Source organism: Sphingobium sp. TomTYG75 (genome assembly GCF_054771635.1).
In genome coordinates this window covers 919729-943142 of record NZ_BSRE01000001.1, presented here as the reverse complement: position 1 = coordinate 943142, position 23414 = coordinate 919729, and the positions used below count along the sequence as shown (strand labels likewise).

27 protein-coding genes are annotated in these 23414 nt (G+C 62.4%); 18 read left to right on the top strand and 9 right to left on the bottom strand.

The window, feature by feature from the left end:
• Positions 1-36: 36 nt before the first annotated feature.
• The 3 genes from ACYU81_RS04700 to ACYU81_RS04690 all read right to left on the bottom strand — a co-directional run bounded on the left by ACYU81_RS04700 (position 37) and on the right by ACYU81_RS04690 (position 996).
• Positions 37-249, bottom strand: coding sequence for a hypothetical protein (locus ACYU81_RS04700; protein ID WP_460986575.1), 213 nt, complete (start codon positions 247-249; stop codon positions 37-39).
• A 42-nt stretch (positions 250-291) separates the two neighbouring features.
• On the bottom strand, positions 292-645 hold the full coding sequence (locus ACYU81_RS04695; RefSeq protein WP_460986574.1) for a hypothetical protein: 354 nt from the start codon (positions 643-645) through the stop codon (positions 292-294).
• 138 nt (positions 646-783) lie between these two features.
• Entirely contained in the window at positions 784-996 is a 213-nt protein-coding gene (locus ACYU81_RS04690; RefSeq protein WP_460986573.1) for a hypothetical protein, read from the bottom strand.
• Between the two features lie 246 nt (positions 997-1242).
• Between ACYU81_RS04690 and ACYU81_RS04685 the strand changes: the two genes are divergently transcribed.
• Together ACYU81_RS04685 and ACYU81_RS04680 are read left to right on the top strand one after the other, a co-directional pair.
• Positions 1243-1683 (top strand): CBS domain-containing protein, encoded by a 441-nt coding sequence (locus ACYU81_RS04685; RefSeq protein WP_460986572.1) that lies wholly within the window; start codon positions 1243-1245, stop codon positions 1681-1683.
• Positions 1684-1983: 300 nt separating this feature from the next.
• Entirely contained in the window at positions 1984-2445 is a 462-nt protein-coding gene (locus ACYU81_RS04680) for a hypothetical protein (RefSeq protein WP_460986571.1), read from the top strand.
• A 449-nt stretch (positions 2446-2894) separates the two neighbouring features.
• On the opposite strand, the gene ACYU81_RS04675 is transcribed toward ACYU81_RS04680, so the two are convergent.
• The gene (locus ACYU81_RS04675; RefSeq protein ID WP_460986570.1) at positions 2895-3419 is read right to left on the bottom strand and encodes a hypothetical protein; all 525 of its coding nucleotides are present in this window, start codon (positions 3417-3419) and stop codon (positions 2895-2897) included.
• A gap of 7 nt (positions 3420-3426) precedes the next feature.
• On the opposite strand from ACYU81_RS04675, the gene ACYU81_RS04670 reads away from it, so the two are divergent.
• Entirely contained in the window at positions 3427-4281 is an 855-nt protein-coding gene (locus ACYU81_RS04670; RefSeq protein ID WP_460986569.1) for a hypothetical protein, read from the top strand.
• Positions 4282-4471: 190 nt separating this feature from the next.
• Here ACYU81_RS04670 and ACYU81_RS04665 read toward each other — a convergent pair whose 3' ends face one another.
• Positions 4472-5110 (bottom strand): PilZ domain-containing protein, encoded by a 639-nt coding sequence (locus tag ACYU81_RS04665; RefSeq protein ID WP_449473986.1) that lies wholly within the window; start codon positions 5108-5110, stop codon positions 4472-4474.
• Positions 5111-5346: 236 nt separating this feature from the next.
• Between ACYU81_RS04665 and ACYU81_RS04660 the strand changes: the two genes are divergently transcribed.
• The 12 genes from ACYU81_RS04660 to ACYU81_RS04605 all read left to right on the top strand — a co-directional run bounded on the left by ACYU81_RS04660 (position 5347) and on the right by ACYU81_RS04605 (position 18876).
• Complete coding sequence (locus ACYU81_RS04660) at positions 5347-7923, top strand: PAS domain-containing protein (RefSeq protein ID WP_460986568.1); 2577 nt, start codon at positions 5347-5349, stop codon at positions 7921-7923.
• 112 nt (positions 7924-8035) lie between these two features.
• Positions 8036-8790, top strand: a protein-coding gene (locus ACYU81_RS04655; RefSeq protein ID WP_460986566.1) for an IS5 family transposase whose coding sequence is annotated in 2 segments (ribosomal slippage) — positions 8036-8366 and positions 8366-8790 — 756 coding nt in all. Because the reading frame shifts where the segments join, the coding sequence is not laid out codon by codon here.
• A gap of 336 nt (positions 8791-9126) precedes the next feature.
• Positions 9127-9864: a DUF2334 domain-containing protein gene (locus ACYU81_RS04650; RefSeq protein WP_460986565.1), complete on the top strand. Its 738-nt coding sequence runs from the start codon at positions 9127-9129 to the stop codon at positions 9862-9864.
• Complete coding sequence (locus tag ACYU81_RS04645; protein ID WP_460986563.1) at positions 9842-11071, top strand: glycosyltransferase; 1230 nt, start codon at positions 9842-9844, stop codon at positions 11069-11071. Before ACYU81_RS04650 ends, ACYU81_RS04645 begins: the two co-directional genes overlap by 23 nt.
• A 1-nt stretch (position 11072) precedes the next feature.
• Positions 11073-12017, top strand: coding sequence for a hypothetical protein (locus ACYU81_RS04640; protein WP_449473981.1), 945 nt, complete (start codon positions 11073-11075; stop codon positions 12015-12017).
• Positions 12014-12517 carry a DUF2141 domain-containing protein gene (locus tag ACYU81_RS04635; protein WP_449473979.1) on the top strand — a complete coding sequence of 168 codons (504 nt, stop codon included), beginning with the start codon at positions 12014-12016 and terminating at the stop codon, positions 12515-12517. The genes ACYU81_RS04640 and ACYU81_RS04635 overlap by 4 nt, the downstream gene beginning before the upstream one ends.
• Before the next feature lie 2 nt (positions 12518-12519).
• Positions 12520-13695 (top strand): glycosyltransferase, encoded by a 1176-nt coding sequence (locus ACYU81_RS04630; protein ID WP_460988107.1) that lies wholly within the window; start codon positions 12520-12522, stop codon positions 13693-13695.
• Positions 13696-13989: 294 nt separating this feature from the next.
• A complete protein-coding gene (locus ACYU81_RS04625) occupies positions 13990-14607 on the top strand; it encodes an RNA polymerase sigma factor (protein ID WP_460986562.1) in 618 nt (205 codons plus the stop codon).
• A 57-nt stretch (positions 14608-14664) separates the two neighbouring features.
• Complete coding sequence (locus tag ACYU81_RS04620; protein ID WP_460986560.1) at positions 14665-15621, top strand: FecR family protein; 957 nt, start codon at positions 14665-14667, stop codon at positions 15619-15621.
• A complete protein-coding gene (locus ACYU81_RS04615; protein ID WP_460988106.1) occupies positions 15608-17920 on the top strand; it encodes a TonB-dependent receptor in 2313 nt (770 codons plus the stop codon). The genes ACYU81_RS04620 and ACYU81_RS04615 overlap by 14 nt, the downstream gene beginning before the upstream one ends.
• 77 nt (positions 17921-17997) lie before the next feature.
• Positions 17998-18537, top strand: coding sequence for a phosphatase PAP2 family protein (locus ACYU81_RS04610; protein ID WP_449473969.1), 540 nt, complete (start codon positions 17998-18000; stop codon positions 18535-18537).
• Between the two features lie 96 nt (positions 18538-18633).
• A complete protein-coding gene (locus tag ACYU81_RS04605; protein ID WP_460986559.1) occupies positions 18634-18876 on the top strand; it encodes an ATP-binding protein in 243 nt (80 codons plus the stop codon).
• 58 nt (positions 18877-18934) lie between these two features.
• On the opposite strand, the gene ACYU81_RS04600 is transcribed toward ACYU81_RS04605, so the two are convergent.
• Positions 18935-19309 carry a hypothetical protein gene (locus tag ACYU81_RS04600; RefSeq protein ID WP_460986558.1) on the bottom strand — a complete coding sequence of 125 codons (375 nt, stop codon included), beginning with the start codon at positions 19307-19309 and terminating at the stop codon, positions 18935-18937.
• Positions 19310-19312: 3 nt separating this feature from the next.
• Between ACYU81_RS04600 and ACYU81_RS04595 the strand changes: the two genes are divergently transcribed.
• The 3 genes from ACYU81_RS04595 to ACYU81_RS04585 all read left to right on the top strand — a co-directional run bounded on the left by ACYU81_RS04595 (position 19313) and on the right by ACYU81_RS04585 (position 21453).
• Positions 19313-19486, top strand: coding sequence for a hypothetical protein (locus tag ACYU81_RS04595; protein ID WP_460986557.1), 174 nt, complete (start codon positions 19313-19315; stop codon positions 19484-19486).
• A 489-nt stretch (positions 19487-19975) separates the two neighbouring features.
• Positions 19976-20797 carry a hypothetical protein gene (locus ACYU81_RS04590; protein WP_460986556.1) on the top strand — a complete coding sequence of 274 codons (822 nt, stop codon included), beginning with the start codon at positions 19976-19978 and terminating at the stop codon, positions 20795-20797.
• Positions 20794-21453 carry a hypothetical protein gene (locus tag ACYU81_RS04585; RefSeq protein ID WP_460986554.1) on the top strand — a complete coding sequence of 220 codons (660 nt, stop codon included), beginning with the start codon at positions 20794-20796 and terminating at the stop codon, positions 21451-21453. The genes ACYU81_RS04590 and ACYU81_RS04585 overlap by 4 nt, the downstream gene beginning before the upstream one ends.
• 38 nt (positions 21454-21491) lie before the next feature.
• Here the strand turns inward: ACYU81_RS04585 and ACYU81_RS04580 are convergent, their stop codons facing one another.
• From ACYU81_RS04580 to ACYU81_RS04570, 3 genes are all read right to left on the bottom strand, one after another.
• Entirely contained in the window at positions 21492-21935 is a 444-nt protein-coding gene (locus tag ACYU81_RS04580) for a DUF5681 domain-containing protein (protein ID WP_460986553.1), read from the bottom strand.
• Positions 21936-22072: 137 nt separating this feature from the next.
• Positions 22073-22822, bottom strand: coding sequence for a DNA-methyltransferase (locus ACYU81_RS04575; protein WP_460986552.1), 750 nt, complete (start codon positions 22820-22822; stop codon positions 22073-22075).
• Positions 22822-23400, bottom strand: coding sequence for a ParB/Srx family N-terminal domain-containing protein (locus ACYU81_RS04570; RefSeq protein ID WP_460986551.1), 579 nt, complete (start codon positions 23398-23400; stop codon positions 22822-22824). Before ACYU81_RS04570 ends, ACYU81_RS04575 begins: the two co-directional genes overlap by 1 nt.
• Between the last annotated feature and the right edge of the window lie 14 nt (positions 23401-23414).

The following is a 23414-nucleotide window of genomic DNA, read 5'->3' as shown; positions in this document are numbered from 1 at the left end:
CGCGGCAATTATGATCGATGAGAGCGGCAGGCGCCGTTAGCGTGCTGCCAGCTCATCAAAGGCTTTATTGAGATGATGTATGTCAGAACGGGTCAAAAGATCACCGCAAGCCACCTGATCTCGTGCAGTGGTCAGCAAAGTTTCTAGGTTTTTCAGTTTCATCTGTGTGCTGTTAGGAACGATAGGCAGCCTTAATTGAGCGTTGATCATCACGACTGCGAGGTCTAAATTACTCTGGGTAGGGTTCATCTTTCTCTCCATATTATTTCTATTAGGCTCAGAAATGTCCCATCAATTGATTATAACAACGAGAATAGTTGTAGCAATCAACACCAGAGCAGCGTTCAAAATGACTGCACGTCCCAAAGTGTCATCACGAAATAGATCAGCGGAAAACTGGAGGGTGCTGGTTTTCGGTCCAATGGTGAGCCTCGGTGTCGGCGGAACGCTGGTGGCAGTGCCGCCCTCGTTCGCCCAACTGTCCATAGCGGCTTCCAGATTGCGTTCGTTCTGTTGCGAGAGGACACGAGCGCGGAACGTTCGTTCCCGTGAAGCACCTAGTGCGAGCCCCTGCCGCTCGACCCGCTCATGCAGAACAGTCTGCCGAAGTGGTAATGGGAAGGGTATGTTTGGTGAGGTGGACATGTCACTCTCCTCGTCGAGCGGGAGCGCGATTGTCTCTCAGTCACGGCATGCCCGCACAGAGTCGGAACCGGGATGTGTTAGTATAACACGCTCGACCCGGGCTGCCTAACGCCGCCTGGCGCATATCAGAATTACATCTTACTCATCGTCTTCTTCGCCCCGCTCTTCCTTGTCGGCATCTGCACAGGCCTCCGGGCCTTGATCCCGTTGCCAATCGGTGTCCCAGTACCCCCAAACCGCGTCGTCGGCGTAGTCCGCGACATTCCTGCCATCGGCAAACGTTTCCCCATTGATAGCGATCATCCTGGCCTTAAACCGCCGACAGAATTCTTCCTTCGTGATGCCACTCATAGCGACTTCCTTGGAGGGTTCACGTTCTTAGCACCGGGCAGGCCTTATATCAGCAAGACTACGCCAGACGTGATCTGTTCCCGTCACCCGTGCGTGGGAAGGAGGTGGGGCGGGTCTCTGTCCGACATGATCGCGATCCGTTCGGGGTCATTCGCGCAGTATGGGCGCGAGAGGAATGGGTTTGGACCACCCCATTCGCGCATGGTATAATGTCAGCACAGAGGGCCGCGCAGTCAGGACGGCAGTATGACGATTTCGGGCACTATGCGAAGCTGGAGCGACGTTGTGACCGTCACGCCCCGCGATACGGTGTGGCATGTCCTTGAGCTGCTTGCCGATGGTCGCATCGGCGCGGTCCCGGTGTTGGACGGGGAGCGGATCGTCGGCGTCATGTCCGAACGTGATCTGATCTACGCACTTCGAACCAACGGCGCAGCGGTAATGGAGTGGGCGGTCGATCGGGTGATGACCTCACCCGTGCTCACCGTCGCCCCCGATACGGCGGTCATTGTCGCCCTCGCTTTGATGACACGGCAGCGCGTCCGTCATCTCCCCGTGGTGGATGGCGATCGGGTAGTTGGGTTCGTGTCGATTGGCGATCTTGTAAAATCACGGCTCGACCAGATCGAGCAAGAAGCTGACGCGATGCGCGCCTACATCCAAGGCGACTACGAACGGCACATTTAACCCGCCCGAACGGACTTGCTAGGCACTTGGTCGCTTGCCGCTGAACAGTTTGCTCACCCCGAACCGGACTAGCGGGTTAACACCGCGGCGCAGAGGTTCGAAATCGGGGAACGAGAATGCAGGGGGGAAGCGGAACAGCCGCTTTTGGTGATCCGCCGGACAGAGCGAACCGGGCGCTCCCGCTCTACTCATTGTAATTTGCTGACCGGTTTACCATCTATGCTCTACCGTCCGGCAGATTCAGCATGGGACGGCTGAGAGATGATACGCGCTCCCGCTTAAACGCAAGGGAGCAGCACGATGGCCCAGCTCAAAGATAAAATGTCTTCACGCGATCTCGGCATTACGCGGTGGGAAGATGATGGCGGAGGTGTTCAGCCTGATTTGCCACATCGCGACCTAAACTCCCTGCTTGCTCAAGAACAGACCTCCATCATGAACGCTGAATCAGCTGCAACCCGGACGGCGTATGAATTTCATCGCGACGCCTCTCTACATACCCGGCAGCTAGTCAACGCTACTCCATATCCTGAGCATGGGCCTCATGTCTTCGCCCATGAACGGGCAACGAAAGCGGCAGATTATGACGAAAGCCTCAGAGCTCTGATGAAAGTCGTGGAAAGGAACGAAAGCTTGTTGGCGCGCCAGTTTGCAGACGGTGAAGTCACTAGCAAGGCATACCAGTCTCGTAGCCGATATCTAAGGCAAGATCGGACAAGGATAACTGACATGTCATTTGTCGCCCCTGCGTCTGCGAAATAGTCTCTGTTCCCGTGACCCAGCTGGGGTCAAAATAGACTGCAATTTTTCCTCCTAACCAGCTGAGTTTTATAGGAAAAAGTTGGATCATTTTAATGGTCAAACATGGGTAAAATGAAAGAAAAGACCTGTAAAATCAATTTGTTATTTGAAGATATGTTCTTCGTAATGATGGGGTCACGTGTTCGAGTCACGTAAGCGGCACCACTCTCTCCTACATATACCCATAGACCGGAGAGGCTCTCGCCAAGGGCGGAAATCTGCCGTGATTTCCGAGGCTTGCCCGCACGCAAAATGCGCTCTGGAAAACAGAGACCACTCTGGACGGTACGGGCGGCGCAATCTGGCGCCATATCTCCGAAGGCGCTTTTGGTGGACCCGGAATTGACGCGGGCCAAAACGAGAAGCGGTGCCGATCGGCACCGCTCCTTGGTTGCTACTGTTGGCGAGTCTCAGCCAAACCCGAACATCGCCTCCTGGCCTCGCCAGTCCAGCGGGATGCGGTTGGTCTGCATCACCCGCTTGCGGCTGAGGTCGGGTGGCTGGCGGCCTTCGAGGATAGCCTTGATGATCGACGGTGCCAGATAGCTGGTACGCAGCAGATCGGCGAGATATTCCCGGCCGCAGCCAAGCCGCGCGGCGACCTCCAGGAAGCTGCCACCCTTGTCCATCTCGGCCCGGGCTGCAAAGGCCTGCGCTACCAGCTTGAGCAGCGATGAATTGGGCCGGGCGGATTGCGTTGCGGACGGAGGAATGGCGATTCTGGTCTGACGACCGGTGCGAACCATATTTATCCCAACCTCAAGCTCCTCTTGACCGGCCAGATGCTGGTCGATGGCTTCCAGTGAAAAGGTAATGACGAGCCTGCCGTCGCCGATGTCGATGCGCCGGACTACGTCAAGCAGATGGTGTCTTTGTTGGACGGCGCTGTTGGAGGACAGAGCATCTATCGCGGCACCGCATCTGTCACGTACCACCTCGATCGTGTCGCTCCCCAGGGTGCATCCGGCAACTGCGGTCCGTACGGCTGCCGCTATCACGGTCCTGAGCTCGTCCAGAACCAGTGCCTCCAGCTCACTCGCCGATAGCGGCCTGCCCTTTGTCGATACGCGCAGCCATGTCGGCATCCGGGTCGTCGATGCGGCAGGGCAGCCAGTGCCGCAGGCCCGGATTTCCGCGGAGCGCCCCGGCGGCGCGCTGCATCTGGAAACGGGCGCGGACGGGATTGCCGCCTTCTACCCCGGCTATGATCGTGCCGAATCCCGGACCCGAATCAGCATAGCCTCGGACGCTGGAACGGTCAGCCGCACCGTGCAGTGGCGGGAACGGGGCGGACAAACCGTCACGCTGACAGTCCCCGGCCAGGCGCGTTCTGTCAAAGCACTCGACCTCGTCCTGGTTGTCGATACGACGGGTAGCATGGGGGACGAGATGGCCTATTTACAGGCGGAACTTGGCTCCATCGTCACCCGGCTAAAACGGGATGCCGGCAATCTGGATGTCCGGATCGGGCTGGTCGTCTATCGCGACCGCGGCGACGACTATGTCACGCGATCCTTCCCTCTTTCCGCAGATGTGGGACGCCTGCAGTCGATGCTCGATCGGCAGGAGGCGGATGGGCGCTACATCTTCCTGACCGACGACAGCGGTATAGGCGATGGCCATGCAGAACCGGACGTCGCCTGCTATGTGGTGACGCGCCTGGACCAGTTGATCGCGCGGGTGCTGGCCGGGATCGTAGAGGGACATCGCGTCGAGCCGCGGCAGGGCGAGATCATCCGGACTGTCGGCAACTATGATCGAGGCCGGTGTGGAACGCAGCAGATTGCGGCACGCTGACCGACTGAGGAAGGCATCGAACATTGATGGGCGATAGCCAAGTGTCTCGTTAGCTGACGGTCTGTACCTGGAAAGGTAAAGGCTATGGTTTAACGGCAGGGATGGGTCGGTGGTAGCAAGAGGGCTCACCGCTGGAACGATCCCCCATCGCTCACCCACAGAAAACTCTGGGATCGTTACGCCTGAGGCATCAGGAACACCCTTCGCCCCGAGAGAATCGAAGACGGCTGACGGCTCCCAGGTCATCAGCAGATAGGATGTCGGCGAGCAGTAGGCCCGCCGAACGCTTGTCTGCCCAACGAACGACGCCTCGGCGCTCGATTCCATTTGGCAACTGAATCCAGACGCGGAGCCCCGGTTGAAAGGATCCATCGTGTCGCACCTTCATGCCCTGTTGCGAGATGTTTTCGAGTTCGAGTTGGTGAGAGCCAGCAAGGCTCTGCCCCTCAACTCTCATTAGCGGAGTTTTGAGACGCAAGGGGCGCGACTCAGTGGAGCGGGCTTCCTGCACCAGTTGCCGTAGCAGCTCGGCACAGTTCACGGTCTGCGAGAAAGCCACAATGTACCGCTTGCCATCTTTCAAAATGACGGTCGCCGTTGTTGAAACCGTTTCCGACAAGTCGAGCCTGATCAACTGTCCGATCCGTAAGTCAATGACTGACGAGAGCTCCGTCCCGCCATTCGATATCCTGTGCATCCTGGCCAGCCCTGTCTCATTCCCAACATGGAGGCGTGCTACGCGATTCACGGTGGGAAGGTTAATGTGGTCAGCCATGCTGCAGCCCGTCAGATTGAGCCGCAGAGGGTCAGTATCCATCTTCGTTGCCATGCAGTGCTCCTCGGTCCATGGACCAAAGCTGCACGCTGGCAATCGGGAGAACAATTCGTAGCGTCTACGGTGGCCTGTATAAGAGGCCGTTCACCATTGCAGGCAGAATTGACGCCCGGAGGCTGCTGAGTCGCAATCCGGGTGCTACTGCTGGCCACGCAATACCGGACTATTACGGTATACCGATTGCTCGCGCCCAAAGCCAAGTTGGGTTATGAGGTGGTCATGTTTGCAGGGTGATCGCGTTGCCTCTAGTCCATATCGTTGATGATGATGCGCATGTTCGCGCGGCCACCAGTTATCTCCTTGCCAGTCGTGGACATCCGACGGAAGTCTACGCAAGCGCAGAGGAATTCTTGCAGCAGGCAAACCTAGACCGCGGGTGCGTGCTCCTTGACCTGCGCATGCCGGGACTCGATGGCCTCGGCACCTTGGCCCGGCTGGTGGAGCGACGTGTCGCGATCCCGACAATCATGATGACCGGCCATGGTGATCTCTGTACCGCGGTTCAGGCAATGAAGCTTGGCGCCATCGATTTCATCCAGAAACCCTACCAGGAACAGGAACTCCTGGCCGCTATTACCCGGGCGCTTGATCTACGTGCCCAGGAACGTCGTCGGACACAAGGCCGTGCGGATGCACTGATCCGTACTGAGAAACTCTCACCGCGTGAGCTTCAAATTCTGCAGGGGCTGTTGGGCGGCCTCAGCAACAAGGTGATCGCGCGTCATCTGGAGCTCAGCCATCGAACTGTGGAAATGCACAGGGCAAGGATGATGGCGGACCTCGGCTGCGGCACGCTGTCTGAAGCGGTCCGCATTGCGATTGATGCCGGGCTCTCGCCGCTCATCGGCGGATGTTCAGAGCCTACCGGGCCTGCCGGCTTGCCGCCCGTTGCACCGGCGCCGCGCGCGATGAGGCCCGTTGCAGGTCCAGACGTGGCGGAGCCGCTGCCCCCAGCCGACGAACTGCTTGAGGGGGCCATCGACTGTATCTTCCTGCTCGATCGTGATTGGCGCTTCATCCACCTGAACCGGAACGCTGTGGACAAAATCGGCCGAGGCCAAGATTTGCGAGGGACAATCATCTGGCACAGCTTCCCGCTGGCGGTTCATACGGCCGCTTGGGCAGAACTTCATCGGGCCGCCGCCGAACGCACAGCTGGACGGTTTCAGTTCTTCGAGCCTGACGTGCACTGCTGGTTTGACGTGAACGTCCGTCCGATAGCGAATGGGCTGCAGGTTGCGTTTCGCGACATTACTGCGGAACGACAGAAGAGCGTCGCATCGCAGATGAATGAGGAGACCCTTCGCATGGTGCTGGAGGCAACCGGCGACGGCGCATGGGACTGGAATTTCGAAACCGGCCACATCGCCATGTCGGCGCGCTTCCTTCGGCACCTTGGATATGCCCCGGGGGAATTGGGGGGCGGCATCGATGCGGTTCGTGAACTGGTGCATGCTGACGACTGGCCGATCCTAGAAGAACGGCTAAAGGAACATCTCGACGGCAAATGCGACACCTTTGCCTGCGAGTATCGCCTTCGGCATCGCGATGGCAGTTGGTGCTGGAACTTCGATCGAGGCCGCGTTGTCGCCCGCGATCCGCAATCAGGCGCGCCACTTAGGATGGTCGGCACGGCCTGTGACGTGAGCGAGCGTAAAGCGGAGGAGGTTCGTGCGAAGGAGGCGTTGGAGCGGCTGGCACTTGCCCAGAGCAATTCTGGCGCCGGCACGTGGGATCTGAATCTTGAGACGTATCGGCTTCAACTCTGTCCGCGAAGCCGAGAGATGCATGGATTGCCCGGAAACGGTCCACCGGAATTGAGCGATGAAGAGTGGAGCGCCTGTCTGCACCATGACGACCTGAAGAACACCCGCGAAGCGCTCCAGGCGGCGGTGAGGACGGAGACGAGCCTTTCTATCCGCTACCGGACAATTGCCGCAGACGGAAATTGCCGATGGGTGCTCGGATTAGGGAGCCTTGTTCCCGGATCGCGCGCTCGTGCCGCCCGCTTTGTCGGCTTAAATCTCGACGTCACGGACAGCATGGAGGCGACAATCGCGCTCCAGCGGATGCAGGCCGAGATCATCCATCTCTCCCGTTTCAGCGCGATGGGCGCGCTGGCGACGACGCTGGCACATGAACTCAACCAGCCATTGACGGCGATCGCTGGATTTGTCGGCGGCATCAGGCGCTACGTCGAAGCGGGCGAGCCACATGATCGCGCAGCCGCTCTGCAAGCAGTCGAAGGCGCGGAGCGAGGCGCGCAATACGCGGCCGAGATCGTTCGCAAGCTTAGCGAGCAGGCGAGCGATACCGCGCCTGAACGAAAGCCCGACAGCCTCCGCGAGACGATCAGCGAGGCCATTCAGCTGTGCGGCCACAATGGCGTAGGAAGGCAAGGGATCGGACTCGAAGTCGACGAGGCTGCCGACGCCGTTCTCATCGACAGAGTTCAGATCGAGCAGGTTGTTCTCAACCTTCTTCGCAACGCCTGCGAGGCCAGCGAAGCATCGGGATCAGTCAAGCAAATTGTTGTATCGGCCATGCCTACGGGCGAAAACAGGGCTGTTGTCCGTGTAAGCGATGGCGGAAGCGGTATTCCCGATATACTGAAGACCGAAATCTTCAAAACAAACTTCACCACCAAGGCCAACGGTATGGGCCTTGGGCTCTCCATCTGCCGAACGATTATCGAGAATCACGGAGGCCGGATCTGGGCTGAGCCTAATGATCGCGCAGGCGCAGACTTTTGTTTCACCCTACCTCTTCAATGCGACCCGCCGCTGTTATTGAATTGTCGCGGATGACTGGGCTGTTGAGAGCACGTCATATGCCTTCCTTCAACTTAAGGCGGGCTAGGGTCAGGACCCATTGATGTGAGAGGCATGATCTGATTCAGGCTCCGCAAGGAGACTGAATGTGAGCGACCTCTACTGGCTGACGGACGAGCAGATGGCTCGGCTTGAGCCGTATTTTCCGAAGAGCCACGGCAGGCCGAGGGTGGATGATCGGCGCGTGCTGAGCGGGATTATCTTCGTCAATCGCAACGGGTTGCGCTGGCGGGATGCGCCGAAGGAATACGGCCCGCACAAGACGCTCTACAATCGTTGGAAGCGCTGGGGCCGGATGGGCGTTTTTACGCGAATGATGGAGGGGCTCTCCGTCGGAGCCGAGCGCAGGACGGTGATGATCGACGCAACCTATTTGAAGGCGCACCGCACGGCATCGAGCTTGGCGGTAAAAAAGGGGATCTCGGCCACCTGATCGGCCGCACCAAAGGCGGCATGAACACCAAGCTCCATGCCGTTACCGATGCCAACGGCCGTCCCCTGAGCTTCTTCATGACCGCTGGCCAAGTCAGCGACTATATCGGTGCGGCAGCCCTGCTCGACGAACTGCCCAAGGCGCAATGGCTGCTCGCCGACCGGGGCTACGATGCCGACTGGTTCAGGGAAGCCCTTGAGGAAAAGGGCCTCAAGCCCTGCATCCCCGGCCGGAAATCGCGCAACGAGCCCATCAGATACGACAAACGCCGATACAGGCGCCGCAACCGCATCGAGATCATGTTCGGTCGGCTGAAGGACTGGCGCCGCGTCGCCACCCGCTATGACCGCTGCCCCACCGCCTTCTTCTCCGCCATCGCACTCGCCGCCACCGTCATCTTCTGGTTATGACCAATGAGTCCTGACCCTAACTACGGAAATGCGCCGATTATCGCCGTTCGGCGCTCCGATAATTATCCCCGAAAGCAGTTACTCGCTGCACAGTGTTCCTGCAGCCGATAGCTGCCGGAAAATCGAGGACGAAGTGTAAGTTCGGACAGAGCATAAGTCTGTCTCCAGGGCCGATCAGTGCTCAATATTGAGGAACAACTGCGGTTGCCGGGCTGAGCGCCGTCATGTTGTTATGCGCAAAAGATTGCGGCCAACACATCTCGTAGCCGCCGCGTCATGGATCATGGCCATAGGCCGGGCCTGCAAGTTCGAGAGTTTCGGTCTGCGGGGGCAGTCGTGAGGAAACTTCTTGTTTCGATCCATGATGTTGGCCCGCGATTCGAAGCGGAGGTCGATCTGTTGCTGGAGCAACTGGCTCGCCATGTCGACGCCGGCGACTTGGCGATGCTGGTCGTTCCCGATCATTGGGGTGCGCATCCGCTGCGACCCGGCAGCGCCTTTGCCCGGAAATTGCGGGGCTGGTCCGACCGGGGCGTCAGCATGTTCGCCCATGGCTGGTTCCACAAGGACATGGCCGTGCATCAGGGTCCGGCCGCGCGCTTCAAGGCGCGTCACATGACGGCCGGGGAGGGAGAGTTTCTGGGGCTGGACGGCGAAGTCGCGGCCCGGCGCATGGCCGATGCGCGCACCCTGATCGAGGCCATTATCGGCCGGCCGGTTGCGGGCTTCGTGGCGCCGGCCTGGCTCTATGGCCGCCCGGCGCTCGACGCGCTGGCCGCGTCCGGCTTTACGCTGGCCGAGGATCATATGAAGGTGTGGCAGCCGGGGACCGGCCGGGTGCTGGCGCGGGGGCCGGTGATCACATGGGCCAGCCGGAGCCCGACGCGGATCGCATCGTCCCTTCTGGCTGCGCGCCTGCTGCCGCCGCTGCTGCGTCATGCGCCGGTGGCGCGCGTGGCGGTGCATCCGGGTGACGCGCATGTGCCGCGGCTGCTGGCCAGCATCGATCGGGTGTTGGAACGTCTGAAACGCACCCATGCGCCCGCGCCCTATGGCGATTTGCTGGCGGCCTGATCCAGTCATGCGCATCCTGACCTTCCTGCACAGCTTCGAACCGGGCGGGGTAGAGCGTGTCGCGCTGCGGCTGGTGCGCCACTGGAAGGCGTCGGGGGTCGACGCGCCACTGTTCATGGGGCGGGCCGATGGAGCGATGCGGGCGGAGTTGGGTGAGGGGCTCGACTGCCAGATGCCCAAGCCGCCGCCTGTCTCCATCGTCTGGTGCGAGACGCTGTGGATGATCGTGACGCTGCCGCCGGCGATCCGACGCCTACGGCCCGACCTGCTGTTCTGCGCGGGCAACAGCTACGCGGTGGTCGCGGTGGCGATGAAACTGCTGCTGGGACGCCGCTGCCCGCCGGTGGTCGCCAAGATCAGCAATGACCTGGAGCGGCGCGACATGCGCTGGCCGGTGCGCATGTTCTATCATGTCTGGCTACGTATACAGGGACGTTTCATCGACCATTTCGTCGCCATGGCGGAGGGACTGGAAGCGGAGATCGCGACGTTGATCCGTCCCGGCGCTGCGGCGATCAGCGTCATTCCCGATCCCGCCCTCTCGCGCGAGCAGATCGATCGGTTGCGGGCCGCGCCTCCGGCCCCAGCGCGTGCGGAGGGCGGCCATTTCATCGCCATCGGCCGGTTGGCGGCGCAGAAGAATTTCGCGCTGATGCTGCACGGCTTTGCGCGGGGTGCGCAGCCGCAGGACCAGCTGACCATCTATGGCGACGGTCCCGAACGGCGGGCATTGCAGATGCTGGCGGACCGCCTGGGGCTGAACGAGCGGGTCGCTTTTGCGGGCCATGTTCCCGATCCGGCCAGCCGGATCGCACAAGGCGATATCCTGCTGCTGTCATCAACCTATGAAGGGGTGCCCGCCGTCGTGCTGGAGGCGCTGGCGGTGGGCGTGCCGGTCATCGCCACCCGATGCAGCGCGGCCATGTCCGCGCTGCTGGAGGAGGGCAGGCTAGGTTATCTGGTGCCGGTCGCCGATGTGCGGGCATTGGCCGAGGCGATCGCCACAGCGGGCCAGCGGACGCAGGACAGCGCCACCAGTCTGGAGCAGGCGCGTCGCTTCACGCTGGAGGCCGCCTCCGGCACCTATCTCGCCAGTTTCGCGGCGGTCGCGCGCCGCGCAGGTGATGATGAAAAAATCCGCCCCCGGCGACTGTGGCGGTCGATCCGTCGCGTCGTCTCTCCTTCCAGTCCATCAAGACGAGCATGACATGACCGGCGAAGCCTCCACCGGCCTTCTTTCCCCACCCGTCGCGACTCTGGAAGGGGTAGCGATCGATCCCCAACCGCTGATCCAGTCGGGCCGCAATTGGACCCGCTGGGCGGGGCCTCTGGTATCGGTACTGATCCTGGTGGTGGCATTGCACCAGTTCCGGGGATTGAATCCGCGCAGCCTGTTGGCGCTGATGCCCCTGTCGGTCGGCTTCTGGGGCGCCTTTGCGCTTTATTATCTCGCCGGGCCGCTGTCCGAATGGGTCATCTTCCGGCGCCTCTGGACGATCCCGGCGGAAGGCTTCGGCGCGCTGCTGCGCAAACTGGTGAGCAATGAGATTCTGCTCGGCTATCTGGGCGAGGTCTATTTCTACGCCTGGGCGCGACGGAGCGCCCGGATCACCACGGCGCCCTTCGGTGCGATCAAGGACGTGACGATCCTGTCGGCGCTGGTGGGCAATGGCGTCACGCTGCTGATGGTCGCCTTTGCCCTGCCGCTGATGGGCGCGGTGGACGCGGGCTTGAATCGATGGGAGGTCGGCGGATCGATCCTCTTCGTCCTTGCCTCCTCGCTGGTGGCGATGCTGCTGCGGCGCAGGCTGTTCACCCTGCCGCGCCGGGAACTGTGGATCGTCGCGGCCATCCACCTGCTGCGCATTGTCGCGACGACGGTGCTGGCGGCGGTGATGTGGCATCTGCTGCTGCCCGATATCGCGCTCAGCTGGTGGATATTGCTTGGCACGCTGCGCCAGCTGGTGTCGCGCCTGCCCTTCCTGCCGAACAAGGATGTAGTGTTCGCAGGCATGGCTGCCTTCCTGATCGGGCGCGACAGCGAGATCGTGGCGGCAATGGCGCTGATGGCGTCGCTGATCCTCGCCGCGCATCTGCTGGTTGGCATGGTGCTGGGTGCGACCGAATTGCTGCGGGAGAGCCGGGCGCAATGATCACGGGCTTTCTTCTCGCGGGCGTCGCCATCCCGTCGACCCCCGATCTGGGCAAGGCCGAGGGACAGTGCCGCGCCAATGAAAATGGTCCGGCCTTTCTGGTCGACGTGCTGGGGCTCAAGGACCGCAAGGGCCGGCTGAAGCTGGAGCTCTATCCCGCCAATGACAAGGATTTTCTGGCCGACGACAATATCCTGATCGCGGCGGGCAGGACGTTCCGGCGGGTCGAGCTGTCGGTGCCGACCTCGGGCGCTGTGGAACTGTGCATCCGCGCGCCGGGGCCGGGCAGCTACGCGCTCAGCCTGATGCACGACCGCGACGCCAATCGCCGCTTTTCGCTGTCGGTCGATGGCATCGGCTTCGCCGGCAATCCCAAACTCGGCTGGGCTAAGCCACGCGCCGCCGCGGCGAGCGCAGTAGTCGGGTCGGGACCGGCCCGCATCAGCATCAGGATCAACTATCGCCGGGGACTTTTCTCCTTCGGCCCCGTGGAGAAGTGACGATGCGGATCGTCGATGTCTGCGCCTTTTACGCGCCGCGCGGCGGCGGGGTGAAAACCTATGTCGAGCGCAAGCTGCAGGCCGGGGCGGAGGCGGGGCATGAGATCATCATCCTCGCCCCGTCGGACGATGACCGGGTCGTGGAAGCGCAGGGGGGCGGCCGCATCGTGATGTTGCCGGCGCGGCGCTTTCCGCTGGACCGGCGCTATTCCTATTTCGACAATGAGCGGTCGCTCCACGCCATGCTGGACCGGCTGCAACCCGATCTGGTCGAGGCATCCTCCCCTTGGGCGAGCGCCGCCATGGTCGCGCGCTGGCAGGGGGACGCGCCCCGCGCGCTCATCATGCATGCCGATCCGCTGTCGGCTTACGCCTATCGCTGGTTCGGATCGGTGCTGAGCCGGGAGAGGATCGACCGGGGGTTCGACTGGTTCTGGCGCCATTTGCGGCGGCTGGACCAGAGCTTCGACCTTGTGGTCAGCGCCAGCGACAGCCTGTCGCGCCGTTTGCTGAGCGGTGGGCTTGAACGGGTGGCGACTCTGCCCATGGGGGTCGAGCCGGGCTGGTTCACGCCGATGAAACGCAACGAGGCCTTGCGCGCAAGACTGCTGGAACGGTGCGGCTTGCCACCGCATGCGACATTGCTGCTCGGCGTGGGGCGACATGCGCCCGAAAAACGCTGGCCGCAGGTGATCGAGGCGGTGACATCGGCAGGCTATGGCAATCCGGTCGGGCTGGTGCTGGTCGGCGATGGCCGCGAGCGCGCCCGGGTGCGGCGGGCGGCGGCGAACAATCCGCATATCCAGTTGCTGGCCCCAATTACCCAGCGCGACCGGCTGGCGGAGATGCTGGCGAGCGCCGACGCGCTGGTCCATGGCTGCGAAGCCGAAACATTCTGCATGGTCGCGGCGGAGGCGCGCGCCAGCGGCTTGCCCGTGATCGTTCCCGACGAAGGGGGCGCGTCCGATCAGGCGGCGCAGGGCGTGGGCTTTCGCTATCGCGCCGCGCAGACGGATAGCCTTGCAGCGACGATCACCGCCTTTTTGACGAGCGGGCCGGAAGCACAACGACGGCATGCGACGGCGCTCGCCGCTTCGACCATGACGATGGATGATCATTTCCGGCAGCTCTTCGCTGTCTATCGGCAAATCGAACGGAGGAAGCTGCATGTTGCTTAGGTATCGCCTTCCGTTTTTCCGTCTCTTGTCGCGCTCTGCCGCTCGTAAGCGGGCCGCGCGATCCTCGACGCAACCGGCGCGAGACCGTGGCACGGAACATCCTTGCGGACTGCGCTCTCGTTTCAGCTGCGAGTCCTGGTCCTGGACAACGGCCATCATGTGGTGGGCGCTGCGCAACGACCGCTAGGCGCATGACATGGCGGCGCGATCGGGTCGGGCGAAACAAATGGAGACGTTGTGCTGTGACCATCACCTCAGTCCTTTTCCCGGCGATGATGAAATATTCTTCATGTCGTGCACAGGTTGTTGATCGGCGCGTTGCTTCAGTTAGAAACGATTGCGAAGCTGCTGCCGCTGCGTGAGCGGGCCGAAAAAGACGGGCTCATGGACGCCGATCAGGACGAAGATGTTGAGACGCTTTACGGTCTGTACCGCGCTGAACTCCGGCGGCTGTTGCAGGCGCGCGTCGGCGATCCGGCCGAGGCGGAGGATCTGCTGCAGGAATTGTGGCTGCGCGCGCGGCAGCGGCCGGCGGGGCCAGTGGGCAACGGCCGCGCCTATCTGTTCCGCATGGCCCAGAATCTGGTGGTGGATCGGCTGCGGGAGCGGCAGCGGCGGATGGCGCGCGAACGGCGCTGGTCCGACCAGGAAACGGATTTCACGCCGGCCGGGATCGAGCCGACCGACCGGCGCGAAACGCCCGAGGATCAGATCATCGCGCGGGAAGAGGTCGCCGCCCTCGCATCGGCCATCGCCAATCTGCCCGACGGTGCGCGGCGTGCTTTTGAGCTGCACAAGATTAAGGGCCTGAGCCATGCGGAGGTTGCCGACCGGCTGGGCATCAGCAAGAGCGGGGTGGAAAAGCATATGGCCATCGCCATGAAATATTTGCGACGCGCGCTTCTGCGCTGAGGTAAGGCGGATCGCGCGCCGTCTGTGACGGATGATAGGGAAGGAAGGGGCTCGCCAATGACGGCGCAGTCGGACTTGGATGAAGGGATGATCGACGAGGCGCTGGCCTGGCAGGCGGCGCTTGAGCGCGACGATGCCGACTGGGAGGGCTATATGGCCTGGCTGGAGGCGGACCCGCGCCATCGCGAGGCTTTCGATTCCATCGCCTTGACCGCCGCGATTGTGGAGGAACATAAGGATGCCGTCGGGTCGCTTTTGGACGTGCAGGGGGTGGCGGCAAGCCCCCGCCCGCAACGGCGGATGAGATGGGCGCTGGGTGGCGCGTTCGTAGCGGCTGTGGCGTTGGCGGTAGGTCTGCCTATGCTGCGGACCGGACAAGCCCCCAGCGTCTATGCCGCCGACGCGGGCAAGAGCCGGGCCGTGGCGTTCGCCAATGGCGCGAATATCCTGCTGTCGCCCGCCAGCCGCATCGTCGTGCAGGACAAGGATGCCACACGGATCGAACTGGCGAGTGGCGAGGCCTATTTCGCCGTCCGCCATGATCCGTCCCGCATGTTGACGGTGCAGGCAGGCCCCTATCGCATCACCGATATCGGCACCCGTTTCTCGGTCAATCTTTCCGGCGGCACATTCCGTATCGGGGTGTCGGAGGGCGTAGTCTCCGTAGTCTCGGACAAGGCGGACGGACAGGTACGGTTGCAGGCGGGTCAGCAACTGACCAGCGGAGCGGACGGCCATCTGACGCTGGCGCCCGTGGTGGCCAGCGAAGTGGGGAGCTGGCGCGAGGGACGGCTTTCCTACAGCGATGCGCCGCTGGCTCTCGTCGTCGCGGATATTTCACGCTATTCGGGTAAGCGCGTCATCGTCGATCCTTCTCTGGAGACCAGACATTTTTCGGGCACGCTGGTCATTGGCGATGGATCGAGACTGCTGCCCGATCTTGCGACGGTCATGGGCGTGGCCATGCATCCGCAGGCTGGCGGCGCCCTTCGCCTTGGCGGTGCTGATCGCTGAAGGGGCGCTCGGGGTCAACCCGGCTCAGGCGCGGGAGGAGCGATATGGGTTCGACCTGCCGGCAGGACCGCTTGTCGCCAGCCTGGCCCGCTTTTCCGAGATAACGGGGCTTTCGGTCGGCTATCCGGGCGCGCTGCCGGTGGTAACGGCGCGGCCGATCAAGGGGACCATGTCGGCCGAAAGAGCCCTGCGCAAGCTGCTGGATGGCACCAGTTTGCGGGCTGTGCAACTGGCTCCCCGCCTTTATCGGCTGGAGGTGGTCCCGCGCTCTGCTCCATCACAGATATTTGCGGCGCGGAAAGCGGCACCTGCCGGACCCGGCGCGGACATCGTCGTGACCGCGCAGAAGCGAGAGCTGGCGCTGGATCAGGTTCCGCTGTCCCTATCGGTTCTGCCGATCGGGACGCTCCGATCCTCCTCGCGTCCTCTGGACAGCCGGGACGTGGGTATGCGGGTCGAAGGACTTGCGATGACCAACCTTGGTCCCGGCCGAAATCGCCAGTTCATCCGCGGCGTGGCCGATAGTCCCTTCCTTGGTCAGAGCCAATCGACCGTGGCGGTGCAGGTCGATGATGCGCGCGTCACCTTCAATGCGCCCGACCCCGACCTGCGCCTAATTGATGTCGAGCAGGTCGAGATATTGAAGGGGCCACAAGGGCCGCTCTACGGATCGGGCGCGCTGGGCGGTATCTATCATATCGTGACGCGGCGCCCGGACCTTGGGGATGCGTCGGCATGGGGCAGGCTCTCGGCATCGGCGGTCGACCATGGCGGCATGGGCCTCGGCGGAGAGGCCGTGGTCAACCTGCCCCTGATCGAGGACCGGCTGGCGGTGCGGGCGGTGGGCTATCGCCTGACCGACGGCGGGTGGATCGACAATGCAGCCACCGGCAAGAACAGCAATTCGACCCGGACGAGGGGCCTTCGCCTCGGCCTCAAATGGCAGGCGTCGCAGGATTGGTCGGTCGATCTGGGCTATGCCGCGCAGGACATAGCCTCGCGCGACAGCCAATATGTGCTGGCTGCCGGCCAAGGGCTGACGCGGCCCGGTCGCCTTGCCGAGCCGACCGACAATGATTTCGCGCTGTTCCATGGCACGGTCACCGGTCGTCTCGGCGGTCTGGAGCTGCTGTGGGTCGCCAGCTATGTAAGGAATGCGGTCGGCTATGCCCTCGACGCCAATGATGCGGCCGGCAATTTCGGCCTTTCCGGCACGGTGCGCTTCGATGATGACCGGCATTATTCGCTGTTCAATCAGGAAATGCGCCTCTCTTCCGGAAAGGGGAGCCGCTGGGTCGCGGGGGCGTCTTTCCTGCGCGCGGCGGCACGGGATCGGGCGACGCTGACACTGGCTGACGGTTTGCCTCACGCCATTGAACAGAGCGATCGGGTCGTGACGGAATATGCCCTGTTCGGCGAAGCGATGCTTCCCCTGCTGGCCCGGCTGGATGTGACGCCGGGTCTGCGCATCTATCATTCCCGCACCGAGGATGAGGCGGAGGAAGCGGGGCGCCCGCATGCGGGCGAGGCGAAGGGCATGCTGATCCTCTCGCCCAGCCTGGCATTGTCCTATCGGCTGCAGGGGGGCGGGCTGGTCTATCTGCGTTACGCCCGGGCGATGCGGCCCGGCGGCCTGACGCCCACGGGGACGACCCTATCGGGTCGCTTCGATGCAGACGAACTGGGCAGTTTCGATCTGGGCATGCGCCGGGGCCTGTGGGGCGATGGGTTGATGCTGTCGGGCAGCGCTTATTATACCGACTGGCATGACATCCAGTCGGACTATCTGCTGGCCGACGGCCTGGTTTCGACCCGCAATGCCGGGCGTGGCCGGATCATCGGCGTCGAAGTCGCGGTGGACTGGCAGATGGGCGCGGGCTATGAACTGACGCTGGGTGCGGCGGCGCAGGATGCGCGATTGACCCATAGCCCGACTGGGATCGAGTTGGCGGATCGTCATTTGCCGATCGCGCCGGATCTGACTGTGCGGGCGACTTTGTCGCGCCGCTATGCCTTGGCCCGTTGGAGCGGGCAAAGCGCGATCCAGGCCAACTATATCGGACATGCCCGGCTGAGCTTCGACGATGATCTCGACCGGTCGATGCGGCCCTATGCCACCGTGGCGCTCAGTTCCATGCTGGAGCGCGACGGATGGACCGCCGCCTTGCAGATCGACAATCTGTTCGATGTCCGCGGCGACAGTTTCGCCTTCGGCAATCCCTTCTCGATCCGCTCCGCCCCGCAATATACGCCGCTTCGGCCGCGCGCCGTCATGATCTCGCTCGCGCGCCAGTGGTGAGGAAATTCGCGCAACTGAGGTGAACAACCCGCCGTGCCGTCGATGCTCCCATGGGTATCAAGCCCAAGGGGTCATTCATGCGCAGATTGTCGGGCGTCCTGTTGGGCGCTGTTCTTTCCCTGTGTCCCGGCTATGCCATGGCGTCGCCGCATGGCTGGTCACAGGCCAGCAATATCGCCCGGACCGTCGTCGTCGCCAGCGCGCTCGGTCTGCCGACGGTTAACGGCGACTGGAAAGGGACACTGCAAGCGGGCGAAAGCGTCGGAGCGGCCTATCTGATTTCTGAGGGGTTGAAGCAGACCTTCCCCGAAATGCGACCCGATGGCTCCAATCGCCACAGTTTCCCTTCCGCGCATACTGCTACGGCCTTTGCCGCGGCCGCTTCGCTGCAAAATCGCTATGGCTGGCAGGTAGGCGTGCCCGCTCAACTCGTGGCCGCCTTTGTCGGTGTGGCCAGGGTCGAGGGCAAGAAGCATCACTGGTTTGACGTTGCAGCCGGCATGGCGATTGGCGAGGCGAGCGGCTTCCTGCTGACGGGCAGGAAGGACGACAACATCAGGATCTTTCCATGGGCCGCCCATGATGGCGCAGGCGCGAGTCTGGCTCTGCGTTTTTGATCCCTGGATCCGACAACAACTTTGAAATCGCGAAGTTTGGGAAAATGTATCCTCATCGCAACCATGGCGTGCGCTATGCAGCGCTAACTCTGGCGTGTGCAAGACGCACAAGCCAAGGAAGATCGCTCACGGGTGCAGCAACGCTTCGTGCGCCTGGAACCCGCGCGCGCGACGCCGGGGCATGGTCTGGGCCTTAGCATGGTGCGAGCCATTGCCGAGGCGCATGGCGCCGACTTTACGCTGAAGGACACCGCCTTGGTTGTCGTCTTCGAGAGAGTCCACGTTTTGCGGAGGCTGCGCTGGATCGCCGCGGTCACGCTCGACGTGTCGCTTGCATAGCTGACCCACGGATCGCTGGAATTGGGGTTGTCGATCGTGGTGCAGTTGTAGCGAGCGATCATGGCAGTCGAGCAGCGTGGGCTGATCGTCGAGCCGGTGGCGATAACGGCGCCGGTGGCAGGGTTGGAAACATAGGTGCCTTCAGGCCATAATAGGCGCCGCGCGGCACGCTGACCTGACGGCCGCCGATGGTGGTCAAATCCTGGGCGGGGCCGGTCTCCGTCACGCCCGCCGGGGCGTTGCCGATCGTGTAGAGGTAAGGGATGCCGGAGTCCGGCAGCTCGTCTGTATCCAGATGATAGTAGCTGACCGCCAGACTGGTCGGTCCTTCAAGGCCGAGCTTGATCGAGGGCGCGATGCCCCAGCGCTTGGACCAGATCGCGTCGCGGCCGGCGATATCCTGATCGTGCCACATTGCGTTCATGGGCCGCATAATGTGCGGGATGTTCTTGCCACCCACATCCTCAAGCATACCGGCTCCTATGAGCAGGCAAGCTACGCCATTCAGGATACGCCGGAGATGGTGGCCCAACATTATGGGCGGTTCCTGCCGCAGGACAAAGCGGCGATGACCGCCAGGATCCTGAACCAGGTCTGGGAAGCCGCCTGAGATTGTACTGGGGAGGGTGCGGTATTAGCCGCACCCTCCCTTCGGCCATGGGAGCGAATATTCTGAAGGGGAGGGCGCAAATGGGCGCGTCATGCCGGCTCTCGGGCGATCCTCAGACCTTTCTTGAAATTTTCCCGACATTCCACTTGCCTGACGCCCCAAGTCGAGCAATGTGGCCCTGCTTCCCGTGAAAGCCGGGAAGCGGGGCTTAGTAACCTCACTCTATGCATGCTCGGTCGCGGATTTTCCGGGGCCGGGTGGCATGCGCGCATGTCCAGCCGGCAACGGTAAAGGCGCATGCGCCTGTGCATAGCAGGTTACTAACATCCGGCTTCTGGCCGTCGCCCCGAGTGGACATAGGAGCGACGAGTGAGGCCACGGCATCAGCGCCGCTCCCCATAAAGAGGAGCAAGACTGCTGACGCCTGCCACGATCCGTAACGCCGCCGCCAGGGCACAGCTTTCCCGCCACTCTTCGCTCATCGAGAAGGTGCTGGAATATCATCTGAGCGGTGCCGTCACTTCCGAACTGCTGCTGCGTGACCAGCCCTTCGAACTGCTGCGCACCGACTGCGACCGTGATGGTTATGATCTGGTGATCGAGGCGAACGGCATCATCCGCCATGTCCAGCTCAAGGGACAGGTGCTGGGAGGCGCGGCCCGCGAGGTCACCGCCCATGTCAATCTCGCAATCAAGCCATCGGCCTGCATCATCTGGATGACCTATGATCCGCTGACAATGCGGCCAGTGTCATACCGCTTCTTCGGCAACCCTCCGGGAGAGAAGATCCCTCCGCTTGGCGATCGGATCGCCACCCATAGCCGCGGAAAGAAGAAGCAGCGTCCGGACCATCGCGTCATATTCGCCAGAAGGTTCGAGAAGATCGGCGGTCTTGAGGAGCTCGTGGATCGCCTTTTCGGGCAGCGACATCCCGACCTATCCGCTCTGATCGACCATATGGCCGCGTTGCCCGAACCGGCCGAACCATGGCTGGCTGCCGTCCGGTCCGGCCGCTTCGATGCCATTCCTGAGGATTGCGACTGGAACAGCTCTGCCGGGCTTGCCCATCTGGTCGACGGCTATGCCCTGCTTCAGCATGATGGCCAGGGCGACGCCAACAATTTCGCTGAGGCCGGGCTGGCGGTCGCCACCCGGACCGGGGGCTGGCAGGGCAGCGCGCGCGATCTCTGGATCTCGCTGTTCCTCGAACACCGCCGCTGGCGGTTTGCCGATCCCCATGAACCCGATGCGGCACAACGCAGCCTACTCGACACTCTTGTCCGCCAGCTTCGGGAGGCACTTGTCCCATGAAAGTCCGTACCACCGCCGCTGCGTTTCTTGCGATGACCCTGACCATCCCGGCCGGGGCAAAGGAAAGGGTTCCCCATACATGGCAGGCAACCCGCACGACCGACCCAGTCACCGGTGCCACCCGCTGCGTCGTCACCGCGCTCGATTATGTTGGTAAGACACGATATTCGCGTACCGGCTTCCTCTATCCGGTCATCGAGAAGCATCCGGTCCACGGGCTGCTGGTCGGCGTGAGCAGCGGGGGACGTTTCCGCCTCCCCACCGGGACAATCCTTTGGCGGGTGGATGACCGGCCTTTCCGCGAACTGCGGGCAGAAGATGGTCCAATGACCATCGACACGCCCGCTGTTCCGCCCGCCGGCACGGATCAGAATTCGGTGGCGGCCAAAGCGATGGCCGATGCCATGGCGCTCAGCAACCGGATGATCCTGAGCGCCACCGCAACCAGTACCTTTGCCCAGGGTGAAACGGCTCTGGCAATGCTGGATGAAATGCGCGCCGGTCGCGGCCTCCTCTTCCGTGCAAAGGCTGCCGCACCCGAGACCGGTCTGCCCGGCACGGGTATGTACCGCGTGGGCCAGTTCACCAACGAGGGCCTGAGGCCGGTGCCGCTCGACGAATCACTCGCGAGTGCGCTGGCAGACTGCGGCATATAGGCGAAGCGGCCGCGCCCTCACGGACGCGGCCGCGTCTTTCAGTAGCGCCCCCGCTCACTCTCGGGAAGATTTGCGTCAAGCGCTGCAAGCCCCTCGGGGTCTTCACCGCGGAACTTGGCCTGCTGCATTTCGGCCCACTGCTTGCGCAGTTCAGGCGGCACTCTGGTGACCTTGAGAACACCAGAGCGACCCTGTGGCTTGTCCAGCCCAAGCTCCTTTTCCATTTCAAATATGGTCTTGATCGCCCGCAAGTCGCCCTTCATCGCCTTGTTCATCAGCGAGCGAACCACGACCTGCATGGGTGTATACTTCCGGCCATTGAGCGTGACCGCCTCTTCCAGGACTTCCCTGAAGATCGGCTTCAGCGCCGTCTGCGGCTTCGGCTTCCTCTTCCGGCCATTGGGATTTCCGGACTGGCCGGGCCTGAAGCGCGTTGCCACCGGCGGCTTGCCATAGCCGACCTCATAATCATCATCTGTCATATCGGATAAGACCTCCAGTTCCCTGCAACACCGCAGTGACATGGCGATAGGCCCGCAATGCAGGGAATGTCCGTCATGAAAACCCCGCGACAATTAGATGAGGACAGCGCCGGCGCACGTCGGCGCTGTCCTCACGCTCACATGTCGAATTCGTTCACCACCTTCTCGATAGCCGAGAAAGTGAGATCGGAGCCGCAGAGGACGGCCTCCTGGCCCGTTGCCTTCTGCCACCGACGGACCGCCACATCGACATAATGCGGATCCATCTCCACGGCGCGCGCAATGCGCCCGGTCTGCTCAGCCGCCATGATCGTGGTGCCCGATCCCGAAAAGGCATCGAGGATGATGCCACCACTGCGCGAGCAGTTGAGCATGGCATCGGCTACCATCTTAACAGGCTTGACCGTCGGATGCATGGCAAGCTCTTCATCGCGCCCGGCCCTGAGGGAATTCACACCCGCATAGTCCCAGACATTGGTGCGATAGCGGCCATGCCGCCCCAGCGCGAAATTGTTGATGTTCGCGGCCGCGCCCTTCCGGAACACGAAAATCAGCTCATGCTTGGAGCGATAGAAGCTGCCCATGCCCCCATTGTCCTTGTTCCAGACAATGAGATTGCGAAGGCTGTCATATACTCGCTCGCCAGCCTCGAGCATCTCGCCCATGTGACGCCAGTCCATGCACTGATAGTGGATCGAGCCATCCACACTGTACGCGGCGAGATTGTCCATGACCTTCGCAAGGAAGTCGGTGAACTCCGCGCGGCTCATCTCGCCCCCCATGACGAACTCGTCATGCTGGACCTTGCCAAGCCCGCAGATGTGACCGTTCACCGGCACATTATAGGGTGCGTCGGTGAAGATCATCTGCGCGAGCTCATCGCCCATCAGCTTTTCGAAGACCTCCGGCTTTGTCGAGTCGCCGCAGAGAATCCGGTGGGATCCAAGCTGCCACATATCCCCAGGCGCGTGACAGGCGGCGCCTTTCGCTCGGGTTCATCAACGGCGTCTTCCGTTACCTCCTTCGGATTTGTCTCGTTCAGCAGCGCTTCAATCTCCGCGATTTCAAAGCCGATGGCGTCAAAGTCGAAGTCCGGCACCAGCGCTGACAGATCGCCCAGCTCGAGGCCCAGCAGCTCGCGGTCCCAGCCGGCCAGCTCCGCCAGCCTGTTGTCGGCGATGACATAGGGCTTGCGGTCGGCCTCGCTCATGCCTTCCAGAAGCAGGACGGGGACACGGGTCATGCCAAGGCTCTTCGCCGCCTCGACGCGGCCGTGGCCGGCGATGATCCGGTCCTCCTCGTCGATCAGGATCGGGTTGGTGAATCCGAACTTCCTGATGCTCCTGGCGATCTGGCCGATCTGCGTCTTCGAGTGGGTGCGCGCGTTACGCGCATGCGGCTTGAGAAACGCGATATCACGCTCCACCAGATCCCCCCGCGAGAGGGGGCCGCGCTGTGTTTCCATAAAACCTCCTTCGT